This window comes from Mitsuaria sp. TWR114, assembly GCF_007997345.1.
Map to the genome: position 1 here is coordinate 1 of NZ_VOSR01000053.1, position 19,464 is coordinate 19,464.

Annotated in this window: 14 protein-coding genes and 3 pseudogenes; 2 read left to right on the forward strand and 15 right to left on the reverse strand. The window is 67.8% G+C overall.

What is annotated here, in order from left to right; genetic code table 11:
- A partial coding sequence (locus FUT87_RS03215) for an efflux RND transporter permease subunit (RefSeq protein ID WP_186830333.1) occupies nt 1–1,339 on the reverse strand: 1,339 nt, incomplete at its 3' end.
- A 19-nt stretch (nt 1,340–1,358) separates the two neighbouring features.
- Nucleotides 1,359–2,555, reverse strand: coding sequence for an efflux RND transporter periplasmic adaptor subunit (locus tag FUT87_RS03220; protein WP_147240060.1), 1,197 nt, complete (start codon nt 2,553–2,555; stop codon nt 1,359–1,361).
- A 135-nt stretch (nt 2,556–2,690) separates the two neighbouring features.
- Here FUT87_RS03220 and FUT87_RS03225 point away from each other — a divergent pair, with 135 nt between their 5' ends.
- Nucleotides 2,691–3,344, forward strand: a complete 654-nt coding sequence (locus tag FUT87_RS03225) for a TetR/AcrR family transcriptional regulator (RefSeq protein ID WP_147240061.1) — start codon at nt 2,691–2,693, stop codon at nt 3,342–3,344.
- A 104-nt stretch (nt 3,345–3,448) separates the two neighbouring features.
- On the opposite strand, the gene FUT87_RS03230 is transcribed toward FUT87_RS03225, so the two are convergent.
- The 12 genes and pseudogenes from FUT87_RS03230 to FUT87_RS03285 form a co-directional block, all read right to left on the reverse strand.
- Entirely contained in the window at nt 3,449–4,699 is a 1,251-nt protein-coding gene (locus tag FUT87_RS03230; protein ID WP_147240062.1) for a hypothetical protein, read from the reverse strand.
- An 84-nt stretch (nt 4,700–4,783) separates the two neighbouring features.
- On the reverse strand, nt 4,784–5,215 hold the full coding sequence (locus FUT87_RS03235; RefSeq protein ID WP_175538449.1) for a biopolymer transporter ExbD: 432 nt from the start codon (nt 5,213–5,215) through the stop codon (nt 4,784–4,786).
- A gap of 12 nt (nt 5,216–5,227) precedes the next feature.
- Nucleotides 5,228–5,656, reverse strand: coding sequence for a biopolymer transporter ExbD (locus FUT87_RS03240; RefSeq protein ID WP_091732187.1), 429 nt, complete (start codon nt 5,654–5,656; stop codon nt 5,228–5,230).
- A 25-nt stretch (nt 5,657–5,681) separates the two neighbouring features.
- Nucleotides 5,682–6,533, reverse strand: coding sequence for a MotA/TolQ/ExbB proton channel family protein (locus FUT87_RS03245; protein WP_091732184.1), 852 nt, complete (start codon nt 6,531–6,533; stop codon nt 5,682–5,684).
- Between the two features lie 102 nt (nt 6,534–6,635).
- Complete coding sequence (locus FUT87_RS31315; protein WP_147240063.1) at nt 6,636–7,217, reverse strand: ABC transporter substrate-binding protein; 582 nt, start codon at nt 7,215–7,217, stop codon at nt 6,636–6,638.
- A gap of 636 nt (nt 7,218–7,853) precedes the next feature.
- On the reverse strand, nt 7,854–8,132 hold the full coding sequence (locus FUT87_RS03255) for a 2OG-Fe(II) oxygenase family protein (RefSeq protein ID WP_255511636.1): 279 nt from the start codon (nt 8,130–8,132) through the stop codon (nt 7,854–7,856).
- Nucleotides 8,057–8,554, reverse strand: coding sequence for a hypothetical protein (locus FUT87_RS30265; protein WP_255511638.1), 498 nt, complete (start codon nt 8,552–8,554; stop codon nt 8,057–8,059). Before FUT87_RS30265 ends, FUT87_RS03255 begins: the two co-directional genes overlap by 76 nt.
- A gap of 122 nt (nt 8,555–8,676) precedes the next feature.
- Nucleotides 8,677–11,361 (reverse strand): TonB-dependent receptor, encoded by a 2,685-nt coding sequence (locus FUT87_RS03260; protein ID WP_147240065.1) that lies wholly within the window; start codon nt 11,359–11,361, stop codon nt 8,677–8,679.
- A 532-nt stretch (nt 11,362–11,893) separates the two neighbouring features.
- Nucleotides 11,894–13,928 (reverse strand): annotated as a pseudogene (locus FUT87_RS31560) (dipeptide ABC transporter ATP-binding protein); the annotation flags it as partial.
- Between the two features lie 10 nt (nt 13,929–13,938).
- Entirely contained in the window at nt 13,939–15,384 is a 1,446-nt protein-coding gene (locus FUT87_RS03275; RefSeq protein ID WP_147240068.1) for an ABC transporter permease, read from the reverse strand.
- A 34-nt stretch (nt 15,385–15,418) separates the two neighbouring features.
- Nucleotides 15,419–16,402: an ABC transporter permease gene (locus FUT87_RS03280; RefSeq protein WP_147240069.1), complete on the reverse strand. Its 984-nt coding sequence runs from the start codon at nt 16,400–16,402 to the stop codon at nt 15,419–15,421.
- Nucleotides 16,402–18,641, reverse strand: a pseudogene (locus tag FUT87_RS03285) (ABC transporter substrate-binding protein). Before FUT87_RS03285 ends, FUT87_RS03280 begins: the two are co-directional and overlap by 1 nt.
- Between FUT87_RS03285 and FUT87_RS29815 the strand changes: the two are divergent.
- Nucleotides 18,598–18,852 (forward strand): hypothetical protein, encoded by a 255-nt coding sequence (locus tag FUT87_RS29815; protein ID WP_222617036.1) that lies wholly within the window; start codon nt 18,598–18,600, stop codon nt 18,850–18,852. The pseudogene FUT87_RS03285 and the gene FUT87_RS29815 overlap by 44 nt on opposite strands.
- Before the next feature lie 32 nt (nt 18,853–18,884).
- Here the strand turns inward: FUT87_RS29815 and FUT87_RS03290 are convergent.
- Nucleotides 18,885–19,464, reverse strand: a pseudogene (locus tag FUT87_RS03290) (LD-carboxypeptidase); the annotation flags it as partial.

Sequence of the window (19,464 nt, forward strand, 5' to 3'; positions counted from 1 at the left end):
GCGCCACGCCGACCAGCGCGCCGGTGATCTGTCCCATCGACTTGCGCGTCGCCTCCAGCGGCGACAGGCCTTCCTCGCTCATCACGCGCTCGACGTTCTCGACGACGACGATCGCGTCGTCGACCAGCAGGCCGATGGCCAGCACCATCGCCAGCATCGTCAGCGTGTTGAGCGAGTAGCCGAACACCGCCAGCACGCCGAAGGTGCCCATCAGCACCACCGGCACCGCGATCGTCGGGATCAGCGTGGCGCGGAAGTTCTGCAGGAACAGGTACATCACCAGGAAGACCAGCACCACGGCCTCGATCAGCGTCTTGATCACCTCCTCGATGGAGATGCGCACGAACGGCGTCGTGTCGTAGGGCTTGATCACCTTGACGCCGGGCGGGAAGAACTTGCTGAGCTCGTCGAGCTTCGCATCGATGCCCTTGACCGTGTCGAGCGCGTTCGCGCCGGTCGCCAGCTTGATCGCCAGGCCCGCCGCCGGCTTGCCGTTGAAGTGCGCGACCGTGGCGTAGCTCTCGCTGCCCAGCTCGACGCGCGCCACGTCGCGCAGCCGCACCGCCGAGCCGTCCGCCTGCGTGCGCAGCAGGATGGCCTCGAACTCCTCGGCCGTCTTCAGCCGCGTCTGCGCGGTGATGGTGGCGTTGAGCTGCTGGCTCGGCACCGCCGGCAGGCCGCCGAGCTGGCCGGCCGAGACCTGCGCGTTCTGCGCCTGCACCGCGGCCTTCACATCCAGCGGCGTCAGCTTGAAGCTGTTGAGCTTGCCCGGGTCCAGCCAGATGCGCATCGCATATTGCGAGCCGAACAGCGTCGTGTCACCCACGCCTTCCACGCGGCTGATCGGGTCCTGCACGTTGGCCGCGACGTAGTCCGACAGGTCGGACCCGTTGAGCCGGCCGTCCTCCGAGATGAAGGCCAGCACATTCAGGAAGTTGTTGGCCGACTTGGCGACCTGCACGCCCTGCTGCTGGACCTCCTGCGGCAGCAGCGGGGTCGCCAGCGCCAGCTTGTTCTGGACCTGCACCTGCGCGGTGTCGGGATTGGTGCCCGTCTCGAAGGTCAGGGTGATGGTCACGCTGCCGGTCGATTCGCTGGTCGAGGCGATGTAGGACAGGCGGTCCAGTCCCTTCATCTTCTGCTCGATGACCTGCGTGACGGTGTCCTCCAGGGTTTTGGAGGAGGCGCCGGGATAGTTGGCCGTGATGGCGATGGCGGGCGGGGCGATGGTGGGGTATTGCGCGATCGGCAGGGTCAGCACCGCCACGGTGCCGGCCAGCATCGTGATGATGGCCAGGACCCAGGCGAAGATCGGACGGTCGATGAAGAAGCGAGCCATGAGGGTCTCCGTCCGATGCTCAATGCGCGGTCGCGGCGCTGGCCGCGGCGGTCTTCACGGCGACGGGCACGGACGGCGCGGCCGCCGCCTTGACCTCGACCGGCTGTCCCGGCCGCGCCTTCTGCTGGCCCTCGACGACGAGCCGGTCGCCCGCCTTCAGGCCGCTGCCGACCAGCCACTGGTCGCCGATGGCCCGCTCCGTCGTCAGCGCGCGCTGCGCGAGCTTGCCGTCGCCGTCCACGACGAAGGCCACCGGCTTGCCGGTGCTGTCGCGACTGACCGCCGGTTGCGGCACCAGCACGGCCTGGTCGATCACGCCCTCCTCGATCACCGCCTTCGCGTACATGCCGGGCAGCAGGTCGCCGCGCGGATTCGGGAACTCGGCCCGCAGCGTCACGGCGCTGGTGTTCTGGTCCACCGTCACCTCGGAGAACTGCAGCTTGCCGGCCTGCGGATAGACGCTGCCGTCCTCGAGCACCAGCCGCACGGCGGCCGTGCCGCTCTTGAGCCGGCCGTTCTCCAGCGAGCGCTTGAGCGCCAGCAGCGTGCCGCTGGATTGCGTCACGTCGACGTAGATGGGATCGAGCTGCTGCACCGTCGCCATCGCGGCGGCTTGGTTGGCGGTGACCAGCGCGCCCGGCGTCACCGTGGAGCGGCCGATGCGCCCGCTGATCGGCGCGGTGATGCGGGTGTAGGCCAGGTTGATTCGCTGCGTCTGCAGCGTGGCGCGCGCGGCGCCGACGTCGGCCTCGGCCTGCAGCAGGCTGGCGGCGGCATCGTCGGCCTCCTGCTGGCTCACGGCCTTGATCGCGGACAGCTCGTGGTAGCGGCCGGCCTTCAGCCGCGCCGACACCAGCGTCGCCTCGGCCTTGGCGAGCGTGGCCTGCGCGTTGTCGACGCTGGCGCGATAGGTCGCCGGATCGATCTGGTACAGCAGTTCGCCGGCCTTGACCTCGCTGCCCTCCTTGAAGCGGCGCTCCTGCACCAGCCCGCCGACCTGCGGTCGCACCTCGGCGACGAGCGCCGCCGTGACCCGACCCGGCAACTCGGTCGTCAGCGCCAGGCGCTGCGGCTTCACAGTCGTGACAGCGACCTGCGGCGTGCCGTTGCCGCCCATGTTGGGCGGATGCGGCGGCTCGCCGCAGGCAGCGAGGGCCAGTGCCGCGACAGCGGCCAGCAGCGCCGTGGGCGGGAAGGGATCGTGGCGGATGCTCATGGCGGACCTCCGGGTCGAGCAGTCTTGGTCATTTCTAAAACGTACCGAACGGTTCGGTATTGGCGCGGATTATTGGATTGACAGTTCCCGGGTGTCAAGAAAAAATGGACCGATTGGTACGGTTAAGGAGATGTCGTGAAAGTCCGCACTGAAGCGCGCCGCGAGGCCATCCTCGAAGTGGCCTCGCAGGTGTTCCTGGAGTTCGGCTACGAGCGCGCATCGATGGCCGAGATCGTCAAGCGCATCGGCGGATCGAAGTCGACGATCTATGGCTACTTCGCGTCGAAGGAAGAGCTGTTCCTCGCGGTGACCGAGGCGGCCGGCGACCGGCACATGGCCACGGCGCTGGCGGAGATCGCGGAGTACCGCGGCGGCGACCTCGAGGCCAGGCTCACCCGCTTTGCCGAGAAGCTGACGGCGTTCCTGACCAGCGACGAATCGGTGTCGGCGCACCGCATGGTGCTGGGCGCGGCCGGCCATTCGGACATCGGCCGCATGTTCTACGAGGTCGGCCCGCAGCGAGGCATGGCGGTCATGACGGAGATGTTCCGGCAGGCGGTGGAACTGGGCGAGCTGCGCCGCGAGGACCCCGGCCTCCTGGCGCAGTACTTCGGCGCGCTGGTCAACGCGGAGCACTACCACCGGTGGTTCCACCGCGATCTTCCGCCGCCGAGCCGGCTCCAGATCAAGCGGGCCGCGCGACGCGCGGTGGACGTCTTCCTCAGGGCCTACGCCCCCGCCGGCGCGCCCCCTGCCCCTCCCGCCGGCAAGGACGCGCGATCGTCCTGATCACTCCGGGCGGGCGAGCGTCCATGAAAAAAGCGCCGACGTTGCCGTCGGCGCTTCTTGGCGTTTGACCGGCGCCGCGAGGGGCGCCGGGCAGTCTGTCGCGATCAGTGCTTCGCGCTGCGCGCGTACACCGACCACAGGCCGGCCAGGTCGGCCGAGCCGTCGGTGCCCTTGACGGTGCGCCAGGTCGCTTGCGCCTTGGCCTTGTCGCCGGCCAGGAACTGCGCCAGGCCCAGGTAGAGCTTGGCATCGTCCGGACGCTTCAGGTTGCCCTTGGCGATGCCTTCCTCCATCAGCTTGATGCCGGCGGCGGCCTGGCCGCGCTGCACCTGCGCGAAACCGACCTTCACCAGCTCGTCGCCTTCACGGGCGCCGCGGGCGGCCGTCTCGGCGGCGGCGGCGCTGGCCTTGGCTTCGGCGATCCGCTTGTCCAGCAGGTCGGCCAGTCGCTTCGGACGGCCGTTGTCGTCGGTCGGCTTCAGGACGCCGGCGGCGAAGCCCTTGTCCAGCACCTTCTTGCCTTCGTCCGGATAACCCGCCGCGCCCGCCAGCTGGGCCAGCTCCATGTAGTCGTTGGCGCCCTGCATGTTGTCGGTCACCAGGCGCAGGCGCAGCACGTCGACCTGGTAGCGGCCGGCGGCGAAGCCCTTCTTGCTCTGCAGCGTGCCCAGCGACTGCGCCCACAGCTTCTGCGTCGGGTAGTAGTTCAGCAGCTTCTGGATCAGCGCCGACTCGGTGGCGCCGTCGCCCTTCTTGTTGGCGGCCCACAGCGCGGTGTTGAGCTTGTCCTGCGACGGCGTGCGACCGGCCTTCTCGTCGGCGGCGATCTCGGCCAGCGTGTCCTTCAGCACCGTCGTCACATCACCGGAACGCAGCTGCGCGGCGCTCTGGATCTGCTTCATCGTCGGGCTGTTGCCACCGGCGGCGTTGTACTTGTTGACCCACTCCAGCGCCTTGGCGCCATTGCCCGCGCGGAGGTAGGTGCCGGCGATGGCTTCCATCGTCAGCAGCTTGTTGGCCGCGGGCATCTTGCCGGCGGCGCTCAGCGCGTCATAGGCCTTGGCCATGCCGTCGGCATCGCCCAGGCGCGAGGCGGCGGACAGGCGCAGGCCTTCCAGCGTCGCGTTCTCGTCGGCGTTGCGGCCGGGAACGGCCTCGGCCTCGCGGATCTTGGCCATCGCTTCCTGCGCCTTACCCGCCTTGAGCAGGTCGGACGCGGCCTTGAGCGCGCCGCCGACTTGCGGGCGCACCTGCGCGGCGGCCTGGGACAGGACGCTCAGGCTGCCTTCGGGCGTCGTGCCCAGCACCAGCGCGGCGGCGCCCACGGCGGCGGTTGCCAGCAGTTTGAGTTTCATTCGCTTGCTCTCCTACGAAGAAAAACGCGCCACCCTCGCGGGCAGCGCGTTCTGGTCAGACACCAATCAGACAGGCATCCGGTCTCAGTTCAGGAACTGCTCGTTCCCGACCATCGCCATCTTCTTGACGCCCAGGCGCTGCGCCGACGCCATCACGTTGGCGACATAACCGTACTCGGCCAGCTTGTTCGGCTTGATGTGCACTTCCGGTTGATCCGGAATCGCCGCGATCTCGGCCATCTTGGCCTCGAGCGCCGCGTGGTTCGGCACGGCCGCGCCGTCCCAGAACACGGTGCCGTCGAAGTCGATCGCCACTTCGTGGACGATCGGCTCGGTCGGCGGCGTCTGGTTGTTGGGCGGCGGCATGTCCAGGTTGACCGAATGCAGCTGGATCGGGATGGTGATGATCAGCATCACCAGCAGCACCAGCATCACGTCGATCAGCGGCGTCGTGTTGACGTCCAGCATGGTTTCGGGATCGTCACCACCACCGGAGCTTCCGACATTCATACCCATTCTTCAGCTCCTTCAGCCACCACGAGCCGGCGGCTCGGTGACGAACTTGATGGACATGATGCCCGCGCGCTGGCACGCGACCATCACCTTGCCCACGTTCTCGTAGCGCGATTTCTCGTCGCCACGGATGTGGACTTCCGGCTGAGGATTCAGAACCGCCACCTTCTTCAGGCGCGCCACCAGCGTTTCCGTATCCGGAATCGGCTGCACGCCCCAGTAGATGTCGCCATCCTTGGTCACCGCGATTTCGATGTTCTCCGGCTTGGTGACGCGGACGACGTTCGTCTCCTTCGGCAGGGTCACCCCCACCGATTGCGTCACCACCGGCACGGTGATCAGGAAGATGATCAGGAGCACCAGCATCACGTCCACCAGGGGCGTGGTGTTGATGGTCGAGACCACCTCGTCGTCGCCACCGGACGAACCTACGTTCATCCCCATATTGCGTCTCCGGGACTGCTGTGGATTAGCGGCCGGCGACCTTGCGGCTGCCCATCAGGACGCCGTGCAGGTCAGCAGCGAAGGCACGGACCTGGCCCATGACCGACTTGTTGCGGTTGACCAGCCAGTTGTAGCCCAGCACGGCCGGAACGGCCACGCCCAGACCGATGGCGGTCATGATCAGCGCGGCGCCCACGGGGCCGGCGACCTTGTCGATCGAAGCCTGACCGGCCACGCCGATCTGGGTCAGCGCCTGCAGGATGCCCCACACGGTACCGAACAGGCCGATGAAGGGGCTGGTCGAGCCGACGGTGGCCAGGAAGCCCAGGCCGCCTTGCAGGCGCGAGTTCACTTCCTGCACGGCGCGGTCGATGTTCATCGTGACCCAGGTGTTGTGGTCGATGTTCTCGGTCAGCGCGCCTTCGTGGTGTTCCGAAGCTTCCACGCCGGTCTGGGCGATGAAGCGGAACGCGCCGGTCTCGCTCAGGCTCTTCAGGCCTTCCTGCAGGGAAGCCTTCTTGAAGAACGAGGCGCGGACTTCCTTGGCTTCACGGGCGATCTTGGAGGTGTCCCAGAGCTTCGTGAACAGGATGTACCAGGAACCCATGGACATGATGGCCAGGATGGCCAGCACGGCCTGGTCGACCACGTTGCCGTGGGCGACGATGTTGCCCAGGCTGTAGGGGTTGTCGACCGGCTTGGCGGCGGCCGGTTCGGCGACGGCGGCGGGAGCGATGTCGGCAGGAGCGGGAGTGGCTTCAGCGGCGGAGGCGGCGGCCGAGGCAGCCTGGTCCTGCGCTTGGGCGGCCAGCGGGGAGACGGCCAGGGTCGCGGCGCAGGCGACGGCCGCAAACAAGGCAGACAGACGAGAGATCATGGAGTTAGCTCCTACGCAAAAAGTCTTGAACTCAGGTTGAGGGGTCCGGAGCGCGTCGGGCGCTCCGTATTCAGTCGATCGCGGGTCGGACGGTCCCGCGGATCATTCCATGTTGAACACGAATTCCTGTTCCAGGACCGCGTCCACGCATTCATAGGTCTCCGACAGCGTCGAGGTGATCGCGTTCTTGAGCGCGCGATCCGCCTTGCGGTCGCTGGCGCCACGCAGGGTCGCCAGGGAGATCTCGACCACCTTGCCACCCCTGACGGTGAACGTGGCCTTGTAGCTGGCGGTGCCGCTCCAGTTGAGCGCCGGCATCTCCGGCTTGCCCATCTTGCTGCAGCTGCCGATCGCCGAACGCACCTTCGGGGCCGGCGGGGCCGGCGGCGCGGGAGCGGCCGGCGGCGGTGCCGGGCGGAACTCCTGGGCCGGAGGCGGCGTCGTCGACTGCACGGCCACCGTCTGGGTCGGCGGCGGCGGGGCCGTCACGACGACTTCGGGCGGCGGCACGAACGGCGGCGGCGGCGCCTTGATGTCCGGGGGCGGCGGCACGACCTTTTCAGGCGGCGGCGGCGGCTTGACCTTTTCCTCGACGACCTTGACGTCGATCGGGCCCTTCACCGCCTCCTTGATCTTCGTCGCCAGGCCGCTGGCCAGGGCGCCGACGATCAGGACGTGGACCAAGACAACGAGGCCGAAGCCCGTCAGGCGCGATGACCCGCCTTTATCCTGCGCAAAGTTCATGCGCGCTCCTTCATCAAACTGCGAATTACTTTCATCGAAGCTACAAGGGGAGTTCGACTCAACACAGCGTCTGGTCGGATCAGGCGTTCGCGCCGCAACCTGGGGTCAGCAGCGCCTGTCTTGCCGGCTGTGCGAGCGACGGAAGCGAACGGTGCCAAGCCGCCGAAGCGCCACGGACCGCCGACCCGCCGAATGCAGGATGGACACACGAAGACTCGAAAACCCAGGGCACGATACGAACCCGACTCAACAAAAATGCCCGTCAGCTTGTGGCCGCGGGCGTCTCAAGGATCAGTCAGAAAACCGTAGGAAAACTACAGATTTCGGCTACCTTTCACGACCTTGATCATAAACGACATGCGCAAGCCGCCAGCCATGGGGTTTGCCCGAGCATGCGGGCATCGCCCATCGCACGGGTCACCTGCGGTTACAGCGGCGCCGTCGCCGGAGGGTCACCCCTCCTACCCTGGTATTCTACTGGTATGCCCTCTGCTCACCTTCCTCGGGGTGCTAGGGCTAACCCGCGAAGAGGTTACGGAACGAACAGCCGCTAGCCCCCAGCAATCCGCGTGCCGCTTACGCCGCGATCAGCCAGCCGGTGATCGCCTGGCGTTCCGCCATGGCGAATGGCGGCACGTAGGAGACGAAATGTCGCTGAGGCACAGTGAACAGCGACATTGAATTGAAGTGGGGGAAGAAGGTGTCGAGCACCGATCCGTCCTCCGCGGTGAAGTGGAGCATCCCGCCCCAGTCGGGCCGCCAGCGCGGCGTGAGGTTGATCACGTAGGCGATCCGCCGGTCCTCGCGGTCGACATGGTCGTCGTGGGTGGTGAGGAAGTTACCGCGGGAGTACATCGTCGCCTGGGCGAAGACGCCATTGATTTCGGGGTCACCGCTGAGCTCGCGCATCCGCGACAGGAAGGCGTCGTCCGCCATCCAGCGCATGAAGCGGCCAGCAGGTCGGAGCGGCCGTCCTTGACCGCGCGGACCAGCGAGTCGGAGAAGAACGAAAACTGGAAGCCCTCGCGCGCGATCCCGTGGATGCCTTCGGTCAGCTGCATGCGCTGCTGGGGCGTGAGCGAGCGCAGCTGCTCGCCGGTCAGGCGGCGGTCGCCGGTCGCGTCGCGATAGACCAGCTCCCAGTCGATCGCCTGCAGCGCCCGGTCCAGGGCCTCGGCCACCTGCGGGGTGAAGAAGTCCCGGATCAGCACCCTGCCCTCGGTCCGCAAGGTGCGGCCCAGGGCGGCGAAGTCGAGGTCGGGGTTCAGGTAATCCATGGTGGGCGTCGGATCCGCGATCGGCCGGCACCGTGCCGGCCTCAATGACCGCAGGCCCCGAAGGGCCTGCGGCGTTGGAGGGGAAGTCGCTAATCTAAGTCAGATCAGCGACGGCTCCGCCCTTAGAAGCGGTAGTTGCCGCGCACGTAGAAGGTGCGCTGCTGGACCGCTGCATAGGTCGGGTCGAAACCGACCTGGAAGTAGTCTTCCTGGTTGGTCGTCGGCGGTTTCTTGTCGAACAGGTTGCGGATGCCGGCCGTGATGGTCACGCCCTTGATGCCGCGGAACTGCCCTTGCACGTCGAACAGGTCATAGGCCTTGACGTGGCGAACCTCGTCGTAGTCCTCGTAGCCGTTCTGGCGGAAGTAGCGGATCGAAGCGCCCCACTTGTCCTTGTCCCAGTCCAGCGTGAAGGTCTGCTTCAGCTTGACCACCGGGCCGCCCAGGTTGTACTTGCCCAGGTTGTCGCGGGTGGTGCCGGTGCCGACGATGCTTTCCTCGCTCTTGGTCAGCAGCGTCGCTTCCCAGCCCGGGGTGAAGGTGCCGAACTCGGTACGCAGGCGGGCGCGGGCGCTGAAGTCGAAGCCGGCGGTGCGCAGCTTGCCCACGTTCTCCCACGAGGCGCGCACGTAGTTCAGGTAGCCGGTGGCCGGATCGACGACCAGGCGGTCCGCGAAGATCGACGTGCTGGTGAAGGTGCCCGGAACGCGGTGCTTTTCCCAGTCGCGCATGATGTCGTCACCCGACAGGAAGCGCAGGCCGTTGGTGATCTTCATGTCGAAGTAATCGACGCTGATCGTGGTGTCCTTGATCATCTCGAACACCATGCCGGCGGTGAAGGTCTTGGACTTCTCCGGCTCCAGGTTCAGGTTGCTGTTGTTCTGCACCGTCAGCTGCGTGTCGCAGTAGTTGGTGTTGGGGAACGCCGCGCAACCGCGGATGCGGTCGTAGTTGGGGTCGGTGAAGTTGCCGCCCGAGTTCGTGAACGACGAGGGCGCGAACAGGTTGTCCAGCGCCGGGGCGCGGAAGCCCTTGCCCGCCGACGCGCGGAACAGCAGGCCCGTCATCGGGGTGAACTTGACCGACAGCTTCGGGCTGGTGGCCTGCAGGTCCTTGGTGGAGAACGTGCCGTCGCGCGAGCCGCCGTTGGTGCTGCTGTACTTGTCGTAGCGGACGGCGGCGTTGATTTCCAGCGACTTGAGGACCGGGAAGTTCGCTTCACCGAACACGCCGCTCACGTCACGGTTCGCGCTGACGCGGCCGGCCGTGCCGGAGCCGCCCACCACGTCGCCGGAACCGGCCAGCTCGGAGTAGCCGTCCAGATACTTTTCCTTGCGGAACTCGCCACCGAAGGCGACACCCAGGTTGCCGGCGCCGACGTTGAACAGCTCGCGCGACAGCGTGAAGTCGCCGCCGGTGTTGCTGGTCTTGGAGTCGCGGTTGTTGCCGGAGAGCTCGGCGCTCTTGAGCGCGGCCAGGCCGGCGGCGTCGTTCGGGCCCCAGGGGTTGATCAGGCCGGTGCGCAGTGCCTGCACCAGGCGGGTGTCGGAGAAGTTGCCGCTGACGAAGTCGTCGCGGGCCTTGCCCTCGGCATAGACGAAGGCGGCCTTGTAGTCGAAGCCACCGAAGGTGCCCTCGGCGCCGGCCACGGTGCGCAGCACCTGGTTGGTCACCTTGGTCTTGCGCTGGCCGCCGTCGACCATCCGCCAGGCCAGCACCAGGTCGCCCCGGTAGCCGGGCAGCACGGCGTCGACCGCGGCGGTCGGGTAGTACTTGCCGCCGGCGGGATACAGGTAGTCGTCCTTGCCCGTGGTCGTCGAAGGCGTCTGCGAGGAGCCCAGGATGATCTCGTTGCGGCTGTAGGCGACTTCAGCGAACAGCTGATGGTCGGGGGCGGCCTGCACCGTGCCCTTCACCAGCGCGCCGTAGCGGTCCTGCTCGGGCACCAGGTCGATGTAATGGGTGTAGTCGTAACGGCAGTTGTTGGCGCCGGGATAGGAATCCGGGCGACGGCAGGTCGGGAAGTTCGCCGCGCCGGGCACGTACTGGCCGGTCGTGGCGATGAAGGTGTTGGCCGGGAAGGTATTGCCCGAGTCCTTCACCACGCCCAGGTCGGGCCGGTTGCCGGTGGACGCATAGGAGCGGTCGGCCGCGCGGATCGGGTCGTACTTCTGGTAGTTGATGGTGGCCAGCAGGTTCCACTTGTCCTTGGACAGGTCGCCCACGCCGCCGCCGGCGGAGAACGAGAACACGTCGCCGACCGTCTTGGGCAGCTCCAGGCCGACCGAGATGTCGCCGCCCTGGAAGTCCTTGCGGGTGATGAAGTTCATCACGCCGCCGATGGCGTCCGAGCCGTAGGTCGCGGAAGCGCCGTCGCGCAGCACTTCGACGCGTTCGATCGCGGCCAGGGGGATGGCGTTCAGATCGACGCCCTGGCCGGAGAACGGATAGACCGGCAGGCGCCGGCCATTCAGCAGCACCAGCGTGCGGCCGCGGCCCAGGCCGCGCAGCGATGCGCCGACCTGACCGTTGGCGGAGCCGTCACCGATCGACTGGCCCAGCGCCAGGCCGCCGCCGTTGTTGTAGCTCAGGCGGTCGACCAGTTCCTGGACGTTGGAAGCGCCGGACTTGTTGATCGAGTCACGGCTGATCACGCTGACCGGCAGCGAGGTTTCGGCGTCGATGCGCTTGATGGACGAGCCGGTGATCTCCACGCGGTCGAGTTGGGTGTTTTGCGCGACCGCGGGCAAGGCCGCGGCGCCGAGCGCGAGCAGCGCGGCAAGGTTGATGCTCTTGCGTTTGAACATGAAGACTCCTTAACCAGAAACACAGGTTGTTGTGTTGCCGGGAACACGGGCGGCCGGGATCTCGGCCTGCCCTCCGAGCGGTGTTCCCGGCTTAGGGCCGGGCCAGTTTCTTGTCCGGTTCGCAAAGCCCCCCCCCGTGATCACCCTAAGCGGGAGGGCCCCGGCCGCTTTACACCCAGAAATCGCGGGTAAACACCCAAGTGCGGAATGCGACTCCCGTTGCTGCGGCGCGACGCGCGGCTGACGCCCTTGAGCAGGGTTTCCAGCCCAAATAAGCGGTGATTTCGCACCAAAAGTGCGCATTCAGGCCAGTTCTTCAGCCGCCAATCGCCCGTGCGCACAGAAGTACGGCGCTAAACGGCCAAGCCTCCTGCCGGTCATCCTCGCCCCACCGCCTCCAGAGTCCGCTCGGCACCATCACGGTGCCCAGGCGCCGAGGCCACCTCCGCGTCGCGCAGCGGACATGAAAAAGGGCCGCTGAGCGGCCCTTCGAGGAAAGGAAACGGCTCGAACGCCGTGCTGAAGGAGGCGGTCAGGCGACCGTGCGACGTTCCACGCGCGGCACCGCCGCGAGCAGCGTGCGGGTGTACCCTTCGCGCGGCTGCCCGAGCACGGTGTCGCAGCTGCCCGATTCCACGATGCGGCCGGCCTGCATCACCGCGACCTCGTCGGCGATGTACTCGACGACGCCGATGTTGTGGGTGATGAACAGGTAGGAGAGTCCGCGGCTGCGCTGGAGTTCGCGCAGCAGGTTCAGGATCTGCGCCTGGACCGACACGTCCAGCGCCGAGGTGGGTTCGTCGCAGACGATCAGGCGCGGCTCCACCGCCAGCGCGCGGGCGATGGCGATGCGTTGGCGCTGGCCGCCGGAGAACTCATGCGGGAAGCGGGCCAGCGCGTCGCGGCGCAGGCCGACCTGGTCCAGCAGCTCGTGCAGCAGCGCCAGGCGTGCCGGCGCATCGAGTTCGGGCCGCAGCGCCAGCAGGCCTTCCTCGAGGACTTCCTGCACGCGCAGCCGCGGATTCAACGACGCGAACGGATCCTGGAAGATGATCTGCACCTGCCGGCGCGCCTCCCGGAGCGCGTCGCCGTCGAGCTGGAACAGATCCTGGGGCGCCCCGCCCTGCCCTGCGGCGTCGACCGGCGCGACCGGCGGATGCAGCAAGGCCTCCCCCCCGATCACCGCCACGCGCCGAAGCAGCTGGACGATGGCCTTGCCGGAGGTGGTCTTGCCGCAGCCGGACTCGCCGACGAGGGCCAGGGTCTTGCCGGCCTCGATCGAGTAGGAGACCCCGCCGACGGCGTCAAACCAGCGCTTCGTCCCCCCAAAGAACCCGCGCCCCATCGGATACCGCACGGTCAGGTCCTTCACCTCGAGCAGCAACCGAGGCGACTGCACGGTCGACTGCTCGGTCGACTGCATGGGGGGCTGCGATGGCGACTGCGCGAAGCCGTCGGCGCCGGTGCCCCTCGGAGCGAATGCCGAGCGTGCGGAGGCGTCTGAGCGGAGAGGGGCACCGGTGCCGACGGCGATCTCCCGATCTGCCACGTCCCCAGATCCTCTCGCCACGTCGCCAGATCCTCCCGCCACGCCCCCCCGTGGCATCGGCATAAAGCAGACACCGCACTTCATGCCCCACAGCCCCATCGGCCAGTCCGGCAAGCACCGGCTGGGTCGACGCGCAATGGGCCATGGCGCGATCGCAGCGCGGCGCGAAGCGGCAGCCTGAGAAGGTCTGCCACAACGGCGGCACGGTCCCCGGGATGGCGGCCAGCGGCTCCCCGCGGCGCTGCGCGTCCGGCAGTGCGCGCAGCAGCAAGCGCGCATAAGGATGTTTAGGCGCCGAGAAGAACTCCGCAGCCGACGCCACCTCGACGATCTGCCCGGCGTACATCAGCGCCACCTGGTGCGCCATCCCCGACACCACGCCGAGATCGTGGGTGATCAGCAGCAGGCCCAGCCCGCGCTCGCGCTGCAGGTCCTTGAGCAGGTCCAGGATCTGCGCCTGGATGGTGACGTCAAGCGCGGTGGTCGGCTCGTCGGCGATGAGGAAGTCCGGCTCGGCCGCCAGCGTCATCGCGATCATGATCCGCTGCTTCTGGCCGCCGGACAGCCGGAACGGGTACTCGTCGATGCGGCGCTCGGGTTCGGGGATGCCCACGCGGCGCAGCCAGTCCACCGCCTTCTGGCGCGCGGCCGCGCCGCGCAGCGGCGTGTGGGCCTCGATCGCCTCGACGATCTGGTCGCCGACCTTCATCACCGGATTCAGGCTGGTCCCCGGCTCCTGGAAGATCATCCCGATGCGTCCGCCGCGCACGTCGCGCATGCGGGCTTCGCTCAGGTCGAACAGGTCCTGGCCATCGAGCTCGAGCCGGCCGGCGGCGATGCGCCCGTTGTCCGGCAGCAGCCGCATCAGCGCCAGCGCCGTCATGCTCTTGCCGCAGCCGGACTCGCCCACCAGCGCGAAGGTCTGGCCTTGCGCCAGCGTCAGCCGCATGCCATCGATGGCGCGCACCAGGCCGGCGTCGGCGTCCAGGTGGACGTGGAGGTCGTCGATCTTCAGCATCTGGCGTTCCTCAGGCCTGGGCGTTCTTCTTCTTGAGCGACAGCACCTGCGGCCGCAGCTTGCGGGCGCGCGGGTCGAAGGCATCGCGCACGCCGTCGGCGAACAGGTTGGCCGCCAGCACCAGGCTGACCATGAAGCCGAAGGCTGCGACGAAGCTCCACCACACCACCGGGTCGCGGCTCATCTCGGAGCGTGCCAGGTTGATCATGCCGCCGAAGCTGTTCATGCCCGGGTCCACACCCACGCCGACGTAGGTCAGCACCGCCTCGTAGAGGATGAGGTCGGAGAAGTTGAGCACCAGCGAGATCAGCACCAGGTGCATCACGTTGGGCACGATGTGGCGGACCATGATCGTCGTGTCGCGCACGCCGAAGGCGGTCGCGGCCTGCACGAAATCGGCCTCGCGCAGCTTGAGCGTCTCACCGCGCACCAGCCGGCACAGCGTCGCCCAGCCCGTCACGCCCAGGATCACGCAGAGCAGGAAGATCTTGAGGTCGGCGCGTTCGGCGCCGGTCTCGAAGGCCTCCGGGTGCTTGTCCAGGAAGACCTGCACCATCAGCACGCAGGCCGCGATCAGCAGCACATTCGGGACCGAGGTCAGCACCGTGTAGAAGTACTGGATCGCCTCGTCCACCCAGCCCTTCAAGTAGCCGGCCAGGATGCCCAGCACCAGCGCGAAGGGCAGCGTCGCCAGCGTCGACAGCGCGCCGATCACGAAGGCGGTGCGGATGCTTTTGAGCGCCTGGTAGAGCACGTCGTTGCCGGTCTGGTCGGTGCCGAAGACGTGGTAGTGGCCCATCAGCGCGATCGTCGGTCCCGCCAGCAGCGCGATGACCGACAGCGTCCCGAGTGCCGCGCGCCACGGGTAGTGCGTGCGGTCGGCCAGCAGGTCCTTCAGGCCCTGGCGGAGGCCGCCATGATGCGGCGCCAGCGCCGCCGCCATCGCCATTGCGATCAGCACTGATGCCAGCGCGCCCAGCGCCAGGCCGGTCAGCGCGCGCCGCGTCACGTCGCCGGACCAGTCGCGCGCCGGATCCTTCAAATGCGCGCCGCCGAAGGCCAGTCGCGGGAACTCGCGCACGATCTCGCTGCCGTGGGCGACGCTGTCCAGCGTGAAGCCCTGGTAGGCCAGCGGCGCCGAGTAGCTGGTCTCGCGCATCTCGATCTGGCGCGCCAGCAGCAGGTCCAGGACCGATTCGGTGCGGGTCTCGTAGAACTGCTGGCCGGCCGGGCTGTCGGCCAGCGCGCGCCGGAAGTGCAGGCTGTCCAGCGCCGTGAGGCCCAGGAACAGCGCCAGCACCACGCCAGCGCTGAGCGCGGCCGGATCGCGCAGCACGCGCTGCCAGTTGGCGCGCAGATGCGGGCGCCGGATCAGCCGCGCGATGTAGAACACCAGCGCCGCGAACATTGCCCACAGCGCCACGTCGGTCCAGAGGATGACGACCTTGAATCCCATGTCGAATCTCTTGTCGGATCGGCGCGAGGCCGCGTCAGGTCAGCCGCACGCGCGGGTCGACCCAGGTGTAGACCACGTCGATCAGCGCGTTGCTCGCGATGTAGAGCAGCGCGCCGAGGAACACCATGGTGCGCACGATGGCGAAGTCCTGGCCGGTGATCGCGTCGATGACGAAGGCGCCTAGGCCCGGGATGCCGAAGAAGCTCTCGAACACCAGGCTGCCCAGGAAGACGTAAGGCAGGTAGGCGCCCGCGCTGGTGATGATCGGGATCAGCGCGTTGCGCAGCACATGGCGCATCAGCACGACCGGCTCGGACAGGCCCTTGGCGCGGGCGGTGCGGACATAGTCCTTGCCGACCTCTTCGAGCAGCATCGCGCGGTACAGGCGGGCCTCGCCGCCCAGCCGCGACAGCAGCGACAGCGCGATCGGCAGCGCCAGGAACTTGAGCGCGTCCAGCCCCGGCTCGTAGCCGTTGATCGGCACCAGGCGCAGCACCCGCGAGAAGAAGAACTGCCCGACGATGATGTAGAAGAGGCTGGAGATCGACAGCATCAGCACGCACAGCACGACGCCCCAGAAGTCGATGCGCGAGTTGCGGAAGAAGGTCAGCAGCAGCGCGAAGGCGACGCTCACGATCAGCTGCAGCACGAAGATCGGCACCGCCAGCTGCAGGCTCACGCCCATGCGGGTCTTGATCTCGTGGCCGATGTCGACGGCCTGGCGCGCGTCGGAGCGGCCGAACTCCAGCAGCATCAGCGAGACCGAGCGCTCCCAGAACACCGTGTGGGTCAGCTGCGCGGTGCCGCTGCGCGAGGCGTCCCAGTACAGCGGCTTGTCGTAGCCGCGCTCGGCCTTCCACTTGTCGATCTGTTCCTGCGAGACGCGCTTGCCGCCGATGTTCAGCCGCGCCATGTCGTCCGGCGTGTTGACGGTGAAGAACAGGAAGAAGGTCAGCAGGTTGACGCCGACCAGGATGGCCAGCCCGTAGGCCAGGCGACGAGTCAGGTACTTGAACATCAGTCGGCTCCCCGGGCGGCGCTCAGGGCGTCGTTGGCGGCCAGCGGCGCGGCGGTGCCGCGCGCGGTCGCGGTTTCGCGCTTGCGGAAGCTGCGGCGCGTCATCCAGACGATGGCGGCGAAGCCCACCACCAGCACCAGCAGCGGCCACCAGACCGGTCGGTTCCATTCGCCCTGGCGCTGGGCGCGCTCTTGCGGATCGATGCGGTAGTAGCGCACCGGATCGCGGATCACGATGCTGGGTTTGCCGTTGTGCACCCAGCTCTGATACGCCTGCCCGGTCCAGGCCCAGTAGCCGAAGGCCCAAGGCGCGTCCTGCTGCACGATCGCCACCATGCGGTCGATCACCTGCTGCTTCTCCGGACCATCGTCGAGCACCTGCACCTGCTTGAACAGGCGGTCGTACTCGACGTTCTCGTAGTTGCCCGAGTTCTCGCCCTCATGCAGCGACTTGCTGTTGGGCCCGTAGAGCAGGAACAGGAAGTTCTCGGCATCCGGATAGTCCGCGAACCAGCCCCACCAGAAGACCTGGTGCTTGCCCTGGCGCAGCTTCTCCTGGAACTGGTTGTAGTCGGTGGCGCGCACGTCGAGCTGGATGCCCAGCTTGGCGAACTGCTTCACCAGCCAGTCGTTCTCGGCCTTCACCTCGGGCGTGACGGTGCGCATGAAGTCGTAGTTGAGCAACAGCGGCTGACCGGTCTTCGCGTCGCGGCCATCGGGGTAGCCGGCCTCGGCCAGCAGCTGCTTCGCGTCCTCGAGCGGACGGCGCTCGACCTTGCCATTGACCAGCCGGTGCGTGACCGGATTGAAGAAGCCCGGCTGCGCCTCGCGCGAACCGAACACGCCCGGCGGCACCGGTCCGTAGGCCGTCACGCCGCCGCGGTTCTTGAAGATGCGGCCGTAGCCCTCCTCCCAGTCGATCGCGATCGACAGCGCCTGGCGCAGCTTGCGGTGGCGCTCCTCTTCCTCCGGCGTCCCGCCCTTGCCGATCACCGGATCGAGCATGTTGAAGCCCAGGTACCAGTTGTTGGGATCGGTCGAGCGCGGGAAGGCGAAGCCGCGCTGGCGGAAGAAGGCGTCGGTCTCGGCGGAGTCGCTGGCGTCGGCGTAGAACTCGACGCCCCAGTCGCCGCGTTCCAGGTCGGGGAGGTCCAGGTAGCCCTGCTTGAACATCTCCTTGCGCGGCACCCGCTCCTTGATCAGCGTGGCGACGATCTTGTCGATGAAGGGCATGGGCTTGCCGCAGTCGGCCAGGCGGCCCGCGGGACCGTCGTCGGGCATGCCCTCGCAGGGGTAGAGATCGTCCTTGCGGTAATTCGGATTACGCGACATCACATGACGGCGATCCTGCTCGTAGGTCGTCATCATGTAAGGCCCGGTGCCCACCGGCCACTGGTTCCAGGACAGGCCGTGCTCGGCCATGCCGGGCTGGGCGTAGAACAGGTCCACCTCCCAGGGGATCGGCGCCATGAAGGTCGTCGACATCCAGTAGGACCACTGCGGGTACTTGCCCTTGATGCGCACGCGCAGCAGGTGCTTGTCCACCGCCTCGGCGCCTTCCAGCGGCCACTTGCGGAAGTCCAGGAAGGGCTTGTCGGGCGTGCTCTCCGGCAGGCCCTTGAGCAGCTTCGCGTTCTCCTCGCGGATCAGCGCGCCGTAGGCCTTCAGGCCGAGCACGTGCTCGGAGAACAGGCCGAAGATCGGCGCCTCGATGCGGGTGGTCGCGTGGCGCTTGAGCGCGTAGACGAAGTCCGCGGCCTCGAGCTCCCGCGTGCCCTGGTGCTCGAACTGCCAGGGCGAGCGCTTGTCGCCGAGCTCTTTCGCCGTGAGGTGGTGGTAGCGGTAGTGGCCCTGCTCGTCCTTGGCGAATGCGGGGCTGGGCGCGTACAGGACACCGGGCCGGATGGGCACGTCGTAGACGCTCTGCGCGATCTGGTCCGCGGGCGCGTCCTCGGGCAGGCGCCGGCCCTGCGCATCCAGGTAGTACGGCTTGACCACCGCCGCCGCGACGCGCGGGATCAGCGTGTAGGGCCGCTTCAGGTAGTGGTAGCCGTAGAGCGGCTCGGTGATCTGGTAGGTGTAGACCGACTCGGGCGCGGTGTAGGACGCGGTCGGATCCAGGTAGCGCGGCGAGCGCTCGTCGAAGGACAGGTAGAGCGTGTTGTCCTTGGCCGCGCGGCCGGATAGGGACTGTTGTTGCACGCGGCCAGCAGCGACGCGGCACACACCGCCGCCGCCATCGCCCCCGCGCCGCCCAGGCGGCGGATCGCCACGAACCGGGCCCACGCCGCACGCCAGCCCTCAGCCGCGTGCAGCGACGCGTTCCACAGCCCCGACGACATCGTCATCCTTCCCAAAAGCAAACGCCGCATCCTGGGGATGCGGCATTGCCAGATTGTTGCCAAGGCCGCGCCCCTCGTGGAGGCCGGCCGCTGCCGGGGCGGATCATAGCGGCCCCGCTCGCGCGGCACCCGTGACGTCGGTCAGTGCTCGTGACCGGGGTGGTCGTGATCGTGGCCGTGGTGATCGTGGGCGTGGCCGACATGGCCCCAGGCCACGATCACGTCGCGGCCCTCGACCATCATCTCGGCCTTCGCGCCCACGGGCAGGCACACCTTGGTCGGCACATGGCCGAAGGGCAGCCCGGTGAGGACAGGCACCTTGACGCGCTCGCGCAGCGCCTGCACGCAGCTCTTCATCGAGTAACCGCGATCCAGCGGCGACTTCTTCCAGCCGCTGAAGCTGCCCAGGATCACCGCCTTCTGCGCGTCCAGCACGCCCGCCTGCCAGAGTTGCAGCAGCATGCGCTCGACGCGGTAGGGATGCTCGTTGACGTCCTCCAGGAAGAGGATGCCGCCCTTGATCTTCGGGAAGTGCGGCGTGCCCAGCAGCGAGCACAGCACCGCCAGGTTGCCGCCCCACAGCGTTCCGCGCGCCTCGACGCCGTCCAGGCCCGCCTCGGTGCGGAAGCCGATGGCCTCGAGCGAGCCGTCCATCGCCTCGAGGAAGCAGTCGCGGGTGATCTCGTCGACGCCGCCATCGGCCTCGGCGCGGCCGAAGTCG

Coding starts and splice junctions, on each gene's coding strand:
- FUT87_RS03235 (WP_175538449.1), bottom strand. CDS start 5,215: ATGGGTATGAATGTCGGAAGCTCCGGTGGTGGTGACGATCCCGAAACC.
- FUT87_RS03240 (WP_091732187.1), bottom strand. CDS start 5,656: ATGGGGATGAACGTAGGTTCGTCCGGTGGCGACGACGAGGTGGTCTCG.
- FUT87_RS03260 (WP_147240065.1), bottom strand. CDS start 11,361: ATGTTCAAACGCAAGAGCATCAACCTTGCCGCGCTGCTCGCGCTCGGC.
- FUT87_RS03275 (WP_147240068.1), bottom strand. CDS start 15,384: ATGGGATTCAAGGTCGTCATCCTCTGGACCGACGTGGCGCTGTGGGCA.
- FUT87_RS03230 (WP_147240062.1), bottom strand. CDS start 4,699: ATGAAACTCAAACTGCTGGCAACCGCCGCCGTGGGCGCCGCCGCGCTG.
- FUT87_RS03255 (WP_255511636.1), bottom strand. CDS start 8,132: ATGTACTCCCGCGGTAACTTCCTCACCACCCACGACGACCATGTCGAC.
- FUT87_RS03245 (WP_091732184.1), bottom strand. CDS start 6,533: ATGATCTCTCGTCTGTCTGCCTTGTTTGCGGCCGTCGCCTGCGCCGCG.
- FUT87_RS30265 (WP_255511638.1), bottom strand. CDS start 8,554: ATGGATTACCTGAACCCCGACCTCGACTTCGCCGCCCTGGGCCGCACC.
- FUT87_RS03280 (WP_147240069.1), bottom strand. CDS start 16,402: ATGTTCAAGTACCTGACTCGTCGCCTGGCCTACGGGCTGGCCATCCTG.
- FUT87_RS03220 (WP_147240060.1), bottom strand. CDS start 2,555: ATGAGCATCCGCCACGATCCCTTCCCGCCCACGGCGCTGCTGGCCGCT.